This is a genomic window from Streptacidiphilus carbonis (assembly GCF_000787775.1).
In the GTDB taxonomy this organism is placed as follows: Bacteria; Actinomycetota; Actinomycetes; order Streptomycetales; family Streptomycetaceae; genus Streptacidiphilus; species Streptacidiphilus carbonis.
On record NZ_BBPM01000007.1, the window covers coordinates 13482 to 26831 of the forward strand.

10 protein-coding genes are annotated in these 13350 nt (G+C 71.4%); 8 read left to right on the forward strand and 2 right to left on the reverse strand.

From position 1 onward, the window contains the following. Nucleotides 1-23: 23 nt before the first annotated feature. Nucleotides 24-875: a DsbA family protein gene (locus TR46_RS07435; protein ID WP_042395751.1), complete on the forward strand. Its 852-nt coding sequence runs from the start codon at nucleotides 24-26 to the stop codon at nucleotides 873-875. A gap of 22 nt (nucleotides 876-897) precedes the next feature. Here TR46_RS07435 and TR46_RS07440 read toward each other — a convergent pair whose 3' ends face one another. Then, a complete protein-coding gene (locus tag TR46_RS07440) occupies nucleotides 898-1557 on the reverse strand; it encodes a response regulator (protein WP_042395753.1) in 660 nt (219 codons plus the stop codon). After that, complete coding sequence (locus TR46_RS07445; RefSeq protein WP_236655246.1) at nucleotides 1554-2735, reverse strand: sensor histidine kinase; 1182 nt, start codon at nucleotides 2733-2735, stop codon at nucleotides 1554-1556. Before TR46_RS07445 ends, TR46_RS07440 begins: the two co-directional genes overlap by 4 nt. Nucleotides 2736-2794: 59 nt before the next feature. Between TR46_RS07445 and TR46_RS07450 the strand changes: the two genes are divergently transcribed. From TR46_RS07450 to TR46_RS07480, 7 genes are all read left to right on the forward strand, one after another. Beyond that, nucleotides 2795-3958: an FtsX-like permease family protein gene (locus TR46_RS07450; protein WP_236655247.1), complete on the forward strand. Its 1164-nt coding sequence runs from the start codon at nucleotides 2795-2797 to the stop codon at nucleotides 3956-3958. After that, nucleotides 3955-4626 (forward strand): ABC transporter ATP-binding protein, encoded by a 672-nt coding sequence (locus tag TR46_RS07455; RefSeq protein ID WP_042395760.1) that lies wholly within the window; start codon nucleotides 3955-3957, stop codon nucleotides 4624-4626. The genes TR46_RS07450 and TR46_RS07455 overlap by 4 nt, the downstream gene beginning before the upstream one ends. A gap of 41 nt (nucleotides 4627-4667) precedes the next feature. Continuing rightward, entirely contained in the window at nucleotides 4668-5219 is a 552-nt protein-coding gene (locus TR46_RS07460) for a Uma2 family endonuclease (protein ID WP_042395763.1), read from the forward strand. A gap of 48 nt (nucleotides 5220-5267) precedes the next feature. Then, the gene (locus tag TR46_RS07465; protein ID WP_042395766.1) at nucleotides 5268-5918 is read left to right on the forward strand and encodes a nucleotidyltransferase domain-containing protein; all 651 of its coding nucleotides are present in this window, start codon (nucleotides 5268-5270) and stop codon (nucleotides 5916-5918) included. Nucleotides 5919-6072: 154 nt separating this feature from the next. Further along, the gene (locus TR46_RS07470; protein WP_042396132.1) at nucleotides 6073-6780 is read left to right on the forward strand and encodes a VIT1/CCC1 transporter family protein; all 708 of its coding nucleotides are present in this window, start codon (nucleotides 6073-6075) and stop codon (nucleotides 6778-6780) included. Between the two features lie 337 nt (nucleotides 6781-7117). After that, complete coding sequence (gene gltB / locus TR46_RS07475) at nucleotides 7118-11728, forward strand: glutamate synthase large subunit (protein WP_042395770.1); 4611 nt, start codon at nucleotides 7118-7120, stop codon at nucleotides 11726-11728. Beyond that, entirely contained in the window at nucleotides 11721-13184 is a 1464-nt protein-coding gene (locus TR46_RS07480) for a glutamate synthase subunit beta (RefSeq protein WP_042395773.1), read from the forward strand. Before gltB ends, TR46_RS07480 begins: the two co-directional genes overlap by 8 nt. The last annotated feature ends 166 nt before the right edge of the window (nucleotides 13185-13350 follow it).

A 13350-nucleotide genomic window follows, 5' to 3' on the forward strand; every position in this document is an offset into this window, starting at 1 on the left:
GGATATTTGGTGATGAAGCAGCAATGAGCCAGAAGAACAGCAGTGAGGCCAAGCGCACCGCGCGCGAACGCATGCAGGAGGAGCGGGCCGCGCAGGAGGCCAAGGCCCAACGGATCCGCAAGTTCAGCATCATCGGCACGGTGCTCGCCGTGATCGTGGTGGCTGTGGTGATCGGCCTGGTGGTGCAGAACAGCCGCACCAGTTCCTACAACGCCTCGCAGGCCCCGGCCGGCACCATCGGCGCCAACAAGCTGGTGATCCCGGTGGGTTCGACGGCGGCCCCGTCCACGCTCACCGTCTACGAGGACCTGCGCTGCCCGGCGTGCGGCTCCTACGAGAAGAGCTTCCACACCACGGTCAACCAGCTGATGGCCCAGGGCAAGGTCCAGGTCCAGTACCACGTGGTCTCGTTCATCGACCGCAACGACAACGGCACCGGCTCCAAGAACGCCGCCAACGCCGTGGCCTGCGCGCAGAACGTCGGCAAGTTCCACGGCTACCACGACGTGCTCTACGCCAACCAGCCGGACGAGACCGACGACGCCTGGGCGGACAAGTCCAAGCTGATCACCCTGGCCAAGCAGGTCCCGGGGCTGGACACGCCCGCCTTCGAGTCCTGCGTGAACAGCAACAGCTTCGGCGCCTGGGTCACCGCGGTGCAGAAGGACTTCGACAAGTCCGGCCACACCTCCACGCCGACCATCCTGCTCAACGGCACCTCGGCCTACCCCACCTACAACGGGGAGCAGATCAGCACGGCCAACCTGATCAAGTGGGTGGACGCCGCCAACAAGGGCAAGACCCCGGCGTCACTGGCCCCGTCGGCCTCGGCCGCCCTGGTCTCGCCGAACGCGTCGCCCAACGCCTCGGGCTGAGCCGCCGCGAGGCCGTCGCAGGTCAGCGGGACCGTCGCAGCAGGCCGCCCTGGTGGGCGGCGGCGATCGCGGCGGTCCTGCTGTCCACCCCGAGCTTGTCGTAGACGTGGACCAGATGCGTCTTCACCGTGGCCTCGCTGATGAACAGCCGCCGGGAGATCTGACGGTTCGCCAGGCCTTCGGCGACCAGCTCCAGGATCTCGGTCTCGCGGGGGGAGAGCGTGGGACCGCCCGAGCGGACCCGGCCCAGCAGCCGAGCGGCGACCGGCGGGGCGAGCACCGTCTCGCCGCGCGAGGCCGCCCTGATCGCGGCGGCCAGTTCCTCCGGCGGGGCGTCCTTGAGCAGATAGCCGGTGGCCCCCGCCTCGACGGCGGCCAGGATGTCCCCGTCGGTGCTGTAGGTGGTCAGGATCAGCACCGACGGGGGATCGGGCAGCGCGGTGATCCGCCGGGTGGCCTCGACCCCGTGCATCCCGGCGCCCATCTGAAGGTCCATCAGCACCACGTCCACCCGGTCCGCGCCCGCCTGCGCGGCCTCCGCCAGGAAGCGCAGGGCGGCGGCCCCGTCGGCGGCCTCGCCCACCGGCTCCAGTTCGGGCAGCTCCTCCAGCAGGGCGCGCATTCCGCGCCGCACCACCGGATGGTCGTCCACCAGCAGCACCCGGATCATCGGACCGGTCATCGGGCCGCCCCCTGCAGCGCGGTCAGCGGCAGCGACGCCGCGACGACGGTGCCCTCGCCGGGGGCGGACTCGATCTCCAGGCGGCCGCCGAGGTCGGTGATCCGCTCCCGCATCCCGTGCAGGCCGAAGCGGCCACCTCGCGGCGTCCCGTCGCCGCCCGCGCTGAAGCCCTTTCCGTCGTCGTAGACGTCCAGGGTGACCTGGTCGTCCAGGTACGAGAGGGTCACCGCGGCGCGGTGCGCGTCGGCGTGCCGGCGGACGTTGGCCAGCGCCTCCTGGGCCAGCCGCAGCAGCGCCACCTCGGCCTCGACCGGCAGCGGGCAGGCGTCCCCGTCCTGGTGGAAGGAGACCTCGGGGACCGGCCCGTACCCGGCGGCGACCCGGCGCAGCGCCTCCGGGAGGGTGGCGTCCTGGAGCGACGGGGGAGTCAGGGCGGCGACGAAGCGCCGTGCCTCGGCGAGGTTGTCGGCGGCGGTCGCGCCGATCTCCCTGATCCGCTCCCTGGACGACTCGGCCCCGTCCGGCAGCGAGCTCTCCGCCGACCGCGACAGCAGCACGATGCTGGACAGGCCCTGGGCCAGGGTGTCGTGGATCTCCCGGGCCAGCCGGCCCCGCTCGGCCAGCCGCCCGGCCTCGCGCTGGCTGGCGGCGAGCTCGTCCCGGGTCCGGACCAGGTCGTCGATCAGCCGCTGCCGGGTGGCACTCTCGCGGTACAGCACCGAGTAGCCGTAGGCGGTGAGCACCGCGACCAGGGCGCCCACGCACGGCCCTATCACCTTGGCCGGCGTCAGCCCGCCCGGCGTGGTCGCCTGCGCCGCCACCACCACGCCGGTGAGCAGCACGATCACCGGCAGCGACCAGCGGGTCGGCAGCAGGTGCAGGCACAGCAGGTACAGCGGGAACACCACATAGCCGGCCGCCGGGTCCAGCACGGCCAGCGCCACCCACAGCGCCGCCACCCCGGCCAGCCAGAACCGTGAGGCCTGACGCGAGACCCGCACCGCCGACAGCCCGCCGCAGGCGTACGCGGCCCCCAGCAGCACTCCGAGCACGATCGCCCCAGGTCCGGCGCCGTTCAGCAGCCCGGCCACCAGCAGCGCATAGAACATCACATGCAGGGCGGCGCTCATCACCCGCAGCGCGGGCAGATGGACGGGCGGGGCGTCGGTACTGGTCACAGCCGTCGAGCCTACGGCCGTCCGGGCCGGTTCCCGGGGCATCCGGCATTAACCTTTCGATGGATCGGGGACCGCTCCTCTCCCTGATGGCACCGGGCGCCGACTCCAGGAGCGTGGGAGCCGTACCGGCCCACCCCTGGAGGATCCCGTTGTTCGTCGCCCTGCGTGACATCCGCTTCGCCCGTGGGCGGTTCGCCCTGATGGGCGCTGTCGTCACGCTCATCACCATGCTGGTCGCCTTTCTGTACGGGCTGACCGGCGGGCTCGCCGCCGACGCCTCCTCGGCGGTGGCGCGGCTCCCGGCCGCCTCGATCGTCTTCGGCTCGCCCCAGGGCACCGCCCTCGAGGTCTCGTTCAGCAACAGCAGCATCGGTCCGGCCCAGCTCACCGCCTGGCAGTCCGCCCCCGGGATCGGCACGGTCGCCCCGCTGGGCATCGCCATGTCCCGGCTGACCAGCCAGGACACCGCGGCCTCGGTCAGCGTCCTGGGCACCGGCGCGGCCCTGCTCCCGCCGCTGGTGTCCGGCCGCGCGCCCGCCGAGGGCCAGGTCGCCGTCGGCGCGAAGACCGCACGGGCGGACCGGATCACCGTCGGCAGCCGCGTCACCGTCGGCGCGCAGACCCTCACCGTCTCCGGCATCACCGCCGACCGCTCCTACGGCCACGCCGCGAGCGTCTGGACCACCGAACCCACCTGGCAGCGGGTCAGCGGAGCCACTGCCCCCAGCGCCCTCGCCGTCCAACCGGGAAGCGCGGACACCGCGGCGCTCGACCGGGCCCGGAACACCCGTACCGTCAGCCGCGGCGGCGCACTGGCCGGTATCGACGGGTACTCCGCCGAACAAAGCAGCCTGCGGATGATCCAGGGCTTTCTCTTCGTCGTGAGTGCCCTGGTGGTGGGCGCCTTCTTCACTGTCTGGACCGTACAGCGCGGCACTGACATCGCCGTCCTCAAGGCCGTCGGCGCCTCCAGCGGCTACCTGGTCAGGGACGCGCTGGCGCAGGCACTGGTGCTGCTGCTCGGCGGCACCCTCACCGGCGCGGCCGTCGGCGTCGCCGGCGGCGCGCTCCTGAGCGGCGGCGGCCTGCCCTTCGCACTCAGCGGCGCCACGGTCGCCGTCCCGGTGCTGGCCATGGTGGCGCTCGGCCTGGCCGGAGCCGGCCTGGCCGTCCGCCGGATCACCTCCGTCGACCCCCTCACCGCACTGGGAGCCAGCCGATGAACGGCCTCACCCTGGACGACGTCGTCCTCAGCTACCCGGACGGCGACCGCCGCCTCACCGCCCTGGACCGGGTCAGCCTGGACGTCGACCCCGGCGGCTTCACCGCGATCGCGGGTCCCTCCGGCTCCGGCAAGTCCAGCCTGCTCGCCGTCGCCGCGACGCTGCTGCGACCCGATTCGGGACGGGTGCTGATCGCCGGGCAGGACACCGCCGCGCTCAGCCCCCGCCGCGCCGCCGAACTGCGCCGGGACCGCATCGGCATCGTCTTCCAACAGCCGAACCTGCTGCCCTCGCTGACCGCCCTGGAGCAGCTCCAGGCCGTGGCGCACCTGCGCGGCGACAGTCCGAAGGCCGCACTTCCGCGCGCCGCCCAGCTGCTCACCGCCGTCGGCCTCACCGACGCCCAACAGCGCCGCCGCCCGCACCAGCTCTCCGGCGGCGAGCGCCAGCGCGTCAACATCGCCCGCGCCCTCTTCACCCGACCCGCCGTCCTCCTGGTCGACGAGCCCACCTCCGCCCTCGACCGCACCCGCGGCGCCGCCGTCGTAGACCTCCTCGCCACCGTCACCCGCGACCACGCCACCGCCACGGTCATGGTCACCCACGACCTCACCCTGGCGGCCCGCGCCGACCAGGTCCTGCACATAACCGACGGCCGGCTGCGCTGATCCGACCGGTTCGGACGCTTCTCGCTTGGTACCGTGCGGACATGGCGCCCGAACCCTCCACACCGAGCAACCGGCTCGTCCAGGCCTGGCGCGATCTGGAAATCCCGGCAGGACTGTATGTCGAACTGCTGGACGGCGAGCTCGTCATGCAGGCGAACCCCGGATCGATCCACGACCTCCCCGGGCGTGCCTTCGTCCGCCGGACGCCGGAGCCGTTCGCCGCCTGGTCCGAGCGCGGTGTCTTCCTGGCCGACGACTACCGTCCCAGGGCCGACGCCGTCGTGGTGAGGGCCGAGGACACCCCGCTGACCATGGATGACTGGCCGTCCCAGATCCTGCTCGCTGTCGTCGAAACGGTCTCCACGACCCGGGCGGCGATCAAGCGCGACTGGGAGGACAAGCGGCTCGCCTACGCGGCGGCCGGCATCCCGGTGTACGTGATCGTCGACCCCAACGACGCGGGCTGGCATGTCCTGGAGCTGGACGGCAGCCGCTATGTCGAGACCACGCAGGGCGTCTTCGGGCAGCCGCTGAGAATGCCGGACCCCATGGACTTCACCATCGACACCCACGGCTGGCACCCCTACGCCTGAGCGGTAAATCGTTGGCCCGGCCCGTGTCAGCCCGGGCAAGCTCGTCGTATGAACGTACTGCTGGCCGGTGTTGTCGGCTCGACCGCCTACGGGCTCGCGCACGAGGGCTCGGACGTCGATGTGCTCGGGATGTTCGCGGCGCCCACCGTGGAGCTGTTCGGGCTGCACGGTCCGCAGGAGTCGGTGGTGAGGACCAACCCGGACAGCACCTTCCACGAGGCGCGCAAGGCGGTGCGGCTGATCCTGAGCAGCAATCCGACCGCGAGCGAGATCCTCTGGCTGGACCGGTACGACACCCGCACCGCGCTCGGCGACGAGCTGATCGCGCTGCGCGGGTCGCTGCTGTCGGAGCGCGGGGTGCGCAACGCCTATCTCGGCTACGCCACCCAGCAGTTCCGCAAGCTGCTGACCCGCGACCCCGCGCAGCACGCCCGGGCCGCAAAGCACGCCCGCCATCTGGTGCGGCTGCTGCGGCAGGCGGAGGAGCTGCACACCACCGGGCAGCTCACGGTCCGCCTGTCCGACCCGGACGAGGTGCGGCGGCTGGGCGAGTGGATCGCCGAGCAGCCGGAGCGCGCCCAGCCGCTACTGGCCCGTGCAGAGTCGGTGCTGGACGGCCCGGGGGTGCTGCCGGTCGCGCCGGACGAGGCCGCCGCCGATGCCTGGCTGCGCCGGGTCCGGCGTGCCTTCTACGCGTGAAGGCAAGGCTGACCTTGCAGGTCAGAGGTGCGGTAAGGCAGTACTTCCTTACTGGAACAAAACTTGGACACAGTCTAGTTTTAGTGACGTGACCAGTACCGCAGCAGCTCCCCACGCCCAAGGCGGCTCCGCCGCCGTCCCTTCTGCCGAGTCCATAGCCGCCACCGCCGAGGCGTACGCGCACACCCACCGCGACGTCAACGGCGGCTGGTTGCGTCCGGCCGTGTTCGGGGCGATGGACGGACTGGTGTCCAACTTCGCGCTGATGGCCGGTGTGGTCGGCGGCAATGTGGGCCACCAGGCGATCGTGCTCACCGGCCTGGCGGGGCTGGCGGCCGGCGCCTTCTCCATGGCGGCTGGGGAGTACACCTCGGTGGCCTCGCAGCGCGAGCTGGTCCAGGCCGAGCTGGAGATCGAGCGGTTGGAGCTGCGCCGCAACCCCAACGAGGAGCTGGCCGAGCTGGCGCAGCTCTACGTGGAGCGCGGGGTGGAGCCCAAGCTGGCCTTCGAGGTCGCCCAGCAGCTGACCGCCGACCCGGAGAAGGCCCTGGAGGTGCACGCCCGCGAGGAGCTGGGCATCGACCCGGACGACCTGCCGTCGCCGCTGGTCGCCGCTGCCTCCTCGTTCGCGGCCTTCTCCGTCGGGGCGCTGCTGCCGCTGCTGCCCTACCTGCTGGGCGCGACCAGCCTGCTCCCGGCGCTCGGACTGGCCATGGCCGGGCTCTTCGGCTGCGGCGCCGTGGTCAGCAAGGTGACCGCGCGCAGCTGGTGGTTCAGCGGGCTGCGGCAGCTCGCCCTGGGCACCGCGGCGGCCGGGATCACCTTCGCCCTGGGCCACCTGATCGGGGCGCACGTCGGCTGACCTGCGGGGGTCTGCCCAGGGCCGCAGCAGGTCCGGGTGGTGTTACTCACACCATGCGGACGCATGAACCCTCTGTTTCGCACGCCTGTCGTTCGGGCACACTTGCGAGGACGTCCGAGCTCTCCCCACCCCACGAGATCCGGGCGGTTCCGGTATCGCCGCGCATGCCACACCTCTGGCCTGACCTGCTGCGTTGTCCACATCGTGGACTCAAGAATCCACTTTGTGGAATCCATTGCATCATGTAACCTGCACGAAATCGCAGAGGGCCAGCGTCGTCCCGGATGCGCATGTGAATTGTGACCATGCCGAACACGACGACACGACGGGAGAGCCGATGCTGTCTGCGTCCCCGCAGAATTCCCCCAAGCCCTACTGGGCTCTGGCGGACGCGCGCCCCGCTCAGCAGGGCCTGTACGACCCCAGCAATGAGCATGACGCCTGCGGCGTCGGCTTTGTGGCGACGCTCACCGGCAAGGCCGAGCACCGCATCGTCGAGCAGGCACTCACGGTTCTGCGCAATCTCGAACACCGCGGCGCGACCGGTGCCGAGCCCGACTCCGGCGACGGCGCGGGCATCCTCACCCAGGTCCCGGACGCGTTCCTGCGCGGCAAGGTCGCGTTCGAGCTCCCCGCCGCCGGCTCCTACGCGGTCGGCATCGCCTTCCTCCCCGACGCGGACGAGGCCGAGGCCGCCGCCGTCTCGACCATCGAGACGGTCGCCGCCGAGGAGGGCCTCACCGTCCTGGGCTGGCGCGACGTCCCGGTCACCCCCGACCTGCTGGGCGTCACCGCCCGCTCGGTCATGCCCCGCTTCCGCCAGCTCTTCGTCGCCGACGCCACCGGCGGCGCCGACGCCCGGAGCGGCCTGGAGCTGGACCGCATCGCGTTCGTGCTGCGCAAGCGCGCCGAGCGCGAGGCCGGCGTCTACTTCCCCTCCCTGTCGGCGCGCACCCTGGTCTACAAGGGCATGCTCACCACCGGCCAGCTGGAGCCGTTCTTCCCCGACCTCTCGGACCGCAGCTTCGCGTCCGCGATCGGCCTGGTGCACTCGCGCTTCTCCACCAACACCTTCCCGAGCTGGCCGCTGGCCCACCCGTACCGGTTCATCGCCCACAACGGCGAGATCAACACCGTCAAGGGCAACCGCAACTGGATGACGGCGCGCGAGTCCCAGCTCGCCACCGACCTGTTCCCGGACAGCCGGACCGGCCAGGGCCTGGACCGGATCTTCCCGATCTGCACCCCGGACCACTCCGACACCGCGTCCTTCGACGAGGTGCTGGAACTGCTGCACCTGGGCGGACGCTCGCTGCCGCACTCGGTGCTGATGATGATCCCGGAGGCGTGGGAGAACCACGCCACCATGGACGCCCAGCGCCGCGCCTTCTACCAGTTCCACTCCAACCTGATGGAGCCCTGGGACGGCCCGGCCTGCGTCACCTTCTCCGACGGCACCCAGATCGGCGCCGTGCTGGACCGCAACGGCCTGCGCCCGGCCCGCTACTGGATCACCGAGGACGGCCTGGTCGTGCTCGCCTCCGAGGTCGGTGTGCTGGACATCCCGCAGGACCAGGTGGTCCGCAAGGGCCGGCTGCAGCCCGGCAAGATGTTCCTGGTCGACACGGCCGCCGGCCGGATCGTCGAGGACGAGGAGATCAAGGCCGAGCTGGCCGCCGAGCACCCGTACCAGGAGTGGCTGCACGCCGGCTCGATCACCCTGGACGCGCTGCCCGAGCGCGAGCACATCGCGCACACCCACGCCTCGGTGACGCGCCGTCAGCAGACCTTCGGCTACACCGAGGAAGAACTCCGGGTCATCCTCGCGCCGATGGCCAAGACCGGCGGCGAGCCGCTCGGCTCGATGGGCACCGACTCGCCCATCGCCGCGCTCTCCGACAAGCCCCGGCTGCTGTTCGACTACTTCACCCAGCTGTTCGCGCAGGTCACCAACCCGCCGCTGGACGCCATCCGGGAGGAGCTGGTCACCTCGCTGTCCAGCAACCTCGGCCCCGAGGGCAACCTGCTGCACGCCGAGGCGGCCTCCTGCCGCTCCGTCACCATCCCCTTCCCGGTGATCGACAACGACGAGCTGGCCAAGCTCGTCCACATCAACGCCGACGGCGACCTGCCCGGCCTCAAGGCGGTCACCCTCTCCGGCCTCTACAAGGTCTCCGGCGGCGGCCCCGCCCTCGCCGCGCGGCTCACCGAGATCGCCGCCGAGGCCGACGCCGCGATCGCCGACGGCGCCCGCATCATCGTGCTGTCCGACCGGCACTCCGACGCCGAGCACGCGCCGATCCCCTCGCTGCTGCTCACCGCCGCCGTGCACCACCACCTGATCCGCACCAAGCAGCGCACCCACGTCGGCCTGATCGTCGAGGCCGGCGACGTGCGCGAGGTGCACCACGTGGCGCTGCTGATCGGCTACGGCGCCGGGGCGGTCAACCCGTACCTGGCCATGGAGTCGGTCGAGGACATGGCCTCGTTCGGCAACTTCGTCGACGGCGTCGAGCCCGAGAAGGCCATCCGCAACCTGATCTACGCGCTCGGCAAGGGCGTCCTCAAGGTGATGTCCAAGATGGGCATCTCCACCGTCGCCTCCTACCGCGGCGCCCAGGTCTTCGAGGCCATCGGCCTCGCCCAGGAGCTGGTGGACACCTATTTCGCCGGCACCACCACCAAGCTCGGCGGCGTCACCCTGGACCAGATCGCCCAGGAGACCGCCGCCCGGCACGCCCAGGCCTACCCGGTCTCCGGCATCTCCCCGGCCCACCGCCGGCTGGAGATAGGGGGCGAGTACCAGTGGCGCCGCGAGGGCGAGCCGCACCTGTTCGACCCGGAGACGGTGTTCCGGCTCCAGCACTCCACCCGCACCAAGCGCTACGACATCTTCAAGCAGTACACCGGGCGGGTGAACGAGCAGTCCGAGCGGCTGATGACGCTGCGCGGACTCTTCAAGTTCAACGGCGAGGGCCGCACCCCGATCTCCATCGACGAGGTCGAGCCGGTCTCCGAGATCGTCAAGCGGTTCTCCACCGGCGCCATGTCCTACGGCTCCATCTCCATGGAGGCCCACGAGACCCTGGCCGTCGCCATGAACAGCATCGGCGGCAAGTCCAACACCGGTGAGGGCGGCGAGGACCCCGAGCGCCTCTACGACCCGCAGCGGCGCTCGGCGATCAAGCAGGTCGCCTCCGGCCGCTTCGGCGTCACCAGCGAGTACCTGGTCAACGCGGACGACATCCAGATCAAGATGGCCCAGGGCGCCAAGCCCGGCGAGGGCGGCCAGCTGCCGGGCCACAAGGTCTACCCCTGGGTCGCCCGCACCCGGCACTCCACCCCCGGCGTGGGCCTGATCTCCCCGCCGCCGCACCACGACATCTACTCCATCGAGGACCTCGCCCAGCTGATCCACGACCTCAAGAACGCCAACCCGGCCGCCCGCATCCATGTGAAGCTGGTCTCCGAGGTCGGCGTCGGCACGGTCGCGGCCGGCGTCAGCAAGGCCCACGCGGACGTCGTGCTGGTCTCCGGCCACGACGGCGGCACCGGCGCCTCCCCGCTCACCTCGCTCAAGCACGCGGGCGGCCCCTGGGAGCTCGGCCTCGCCGAGACCCAGCAGACGCTGCTGCTCAACGGCCTGCGCGACCGCATCGTGGTGCAGACCGACGGCCAGCTGAAGACCGGCCGGGACGTGGTCGTCGCCGCGCTGCTGGGCGCCGAGGAGTTCGGTTTCGCCACCGCGCCCCTGGTCGTCTCCGGCTGCATCATGATGCGCGTCTGCCACCTGGACACCTGCCCGGTCGGCGTCGCCACCCAGAACCCGGTGCTGCGCGAGCGCTTCAGCGGCAAGCCCGAGTTCGTGGTGAACTTCTTCGAGTTCATCGCCGAGGAGGTCCGTGAGATCCTCGCCGAGCTGGGCTTCCGCACCATCGAGGAGGCCGTCGGCCACGCCGAGCTGATCGACGCCACCAAGGCCGTCGACCACTGGAAGGCCAACGGGCTGGACATAGCGCCGCTGCTGCATGTGCCCGCGCTGCCCGAGGGCACCGCGCTGCACCGCACCACCGAGCAGGACCACGCCCTGGACAAGGCCCTCGACAACCAGCTCATCGAGCTGGCCGAGCAGGCCCTGCAGCACGGCGAGGCGGTCCGCGCCCAGGTCCCGATCCGCAACGTCAACCGCACCGTCGGCACCATGCTCGGGCACGAGGTGACCAAGCGGTACAAGAGCGAGGGCCTGCCCGAGGGCACCATCGACATCACCTTCAACGGCTCGGCCGGACAGTCCTTCGGCGCCTTCGTCCCGCGCGGCATCACGCTGCGTCTTGAGGGCGACGCCAACGACTACGTCGGCAAGGGCCTGTCCGGCGGCGTCGTGATCGTCCGCCCGGCCCGGGACGCCGCCGCCATCGGCGCCGACGCCCAGGCCCACGTCATCGCCGGAAACACCATCGGCTACGGCGCCACCGCGGGCCGGATCCACCTGCGCGGCAAGGCCGGCGAGCGCTTCGCCGTCCGCAACTCCGGCGCTACCCTGGTCGTCGAGGGCGTGGGCGACCACGGCCTGGAGTACATGACCGGCGGACGGGTCGTCATCCTCGGCGAGACCGGGCGCAACCTCGCAGCCGGCATGTCCGGCGGCATCGCCTACGTCCTGGACATGCGACCCAACAACGTCAACACCGGCATGGTGGGCATCGAGGCCCCCGACGCGTCGGACCGCGAATGGCTGCGGGAGACCGTCCAGCAGCACTACGAGGAGACCGGCTCCACCGTGGCCGCCGAACTCCTCGCCGACTGGGGCAGCGGCGTCTCCCGCTTCTCCAAGATCATGCCCCGTGACTACAAGGCCGTGCTCGCCGCCAAGGACGCCGCCGAGCGAGACGGGCTCTCCGAGTCCGCGACCACCGCGAAGATGATGGAGGCTGCCAACCGTGGCTGACCCCAAGGGCTTCCTCACCACGCCCAAGCAACTCGCCGAGCGCCGCCCCGTCGACGTCCGCATCAAGGACTGGAACGAGGTCTACGTCGAACGCAGCCTCCTGCCCGTCATCACCAAGCAGGCCGGCCGCTGCATGGACTGCGGCATCCCGTTCTGCCACAACGGCTGCCCGCTGGGGAACCTCATCCCCGAGTGGAACGACCTGGCCTACCGGGACGACTGGAACGGCGCCATCGAGCGCCTGCACGCGACCAACAACTTCCCGGAGTTCACCGGGCGGCTGTGCCCCGCGCCCTGCGAGTCGGCCTGCGTCCTGGGCATCAACCAGGACCCGGTGACCATCAAGAACGTCGAGGTCACCATCATCGACAAGGCGTGGGACAACGGCGGCGTCGCCCCGCAGCCGCCCGAGCGCCTCTCCGGCAAGACCGTCGCCGTCATCGGCTCGGGGCCGGCCGGACTGGCCGCCGCCCAGCAGCTCACCCGGGCCGGCCACACCGTGGTCGTGTACGAGCGCGCGGACCGCATCGGCGGCCTGCTGCGCTACGGCATCCCCGAGTTCAAGATGGAGAAGCGGCACGTCAACCGGCGGGTCGAGCAGATGCGCGCCGAAGGCACCCGGTTCCGCACCGGCGTCGAGGTCGGCGTCGACATCACCGGCCGCCAGCTGCGTGAGCGCTTCGACGCGGTCGTGGTCGCCGCCGGCGCCACCACCGCCCGCGACCTGCCGGTCCCCGGCCGCGAGCTCAAGGGCATCCACCAGGCGATGGAGTACCTGCCGCTGTCCAACAAGGTGCAGGAGGGCGACTACGTCGACTCCCCGATCAGCGCCAAGGGCAAGCACGTCATCGTCATCGGCGGCGGCGACACCGGCGCGGACTGCCTCGGCACCGCGCTGCGCCAGGGCGCGGCCTCGGTCACTCAGCTGGAGATCATGCCCCGCCCCAGCGACGACCGCCCGGCCCACCAGCCCTGGCCGACCATGCCGATGACCTACAAGGTCACCTCGGCCCACGAGGAGGGCGGCGACCGCGTCTACGCGGTCAACACCACCCGCTTCACCGGCGACGAGGACGGCAACGTCCAGGAACTGCACCTGGTCGAGGTCGAGTTCAAGGCCGGGAAGTTCGAGCCGGTCCCCGGCACCGAGCGCGCCATCCCGGCCCAGCTGGTCACCCTCGCCATGGGCTTCACCGGCACCGACGTCCAGAACGGCCTGGTCGAGCAGCTCGGCGTCGACCTGGACGCCCGCGGCAACGTCGACCGGGACGGGAAGTTCGCCACCAACGTGGACGGCGTCTTCGTGGCCGGCGACGCCGGCCGCGGCCAGTCGCTGATCGTCTGGGCCATCGCCGAGGGCCGCTCGGCCGCCAAGGCGGTCGACAGCTACCTGTCCGGCCGCCCCTCGACCCTGCCGGCCCCGATCCGTCCCACGGACCGCCCGGTCACCGTCTGACCTCCGGGGCGGCTCGTCAGAACCGCCCCGGTGATCCCGGGAGCCACATCCTCCGGGATCCGCACCACCGCGTCCCCGCCAGCGTCGCCGGATCGCACGCGGAGAACAACAAAGGCACCTGCCTCTCGTCCCCGACCAAGGTTGAGAGGCAGGTGCCGCCGTGTTC

Excerpts from the sequence above, each read along its gene's own strand:
- TR46_RS07460 (WP_042395763.1), top strand. The coding sequence starts at position 4,668 with ATGGCGCCCGAACCCTCCACACCGAGCAACCGGCTCGTCCAGGCCTGG.
- TR46_RS07450 (WP_236655247.1), top strand. The coding sequence starts at position 2,795 with ATGGATCGGGGACCGCTCCTCTCCCTGATGGCACCGGGCGCCGACTCC.
- TR46_RS07455 (WP_042395760.1), top strand. The coding sequence starts at position 3,955 with ATGAACGGCCTCACCCTGGACGACGTCGTCCTCAGCTACCCGGACGGC.
- gltB (WP_042395770.1), top strand. The coding sequence starts at position 7,118 with ATGCTGTCTGCGTCCCCGCAGAATTCCCCCAAGCCCTACTGGGCTCTG.
- TR46_RS07440 (WP_042395753.1), bottom strand. The coding sequence starts at position 1,557 with ATGACCGGTCCGATGATCCGGGTGCTGCTGGTGGACGACCATCCGGTG.
- TR46_RS07435 (WP_042395751.1), top strand. The coding sequence starts at position 24 with ATGAGCCAGAAGAACAGCAGTGAGGCCAAGCGCACCGCGCGCGAACGC.
- TR46_RS07465 (WP_042395766.1), top strand. The coding sequence starts at position 5,268 with ATGAACGTACTGCTGGCCGGTGTTGTCGGCTCGACCGCCTACGGGCTC.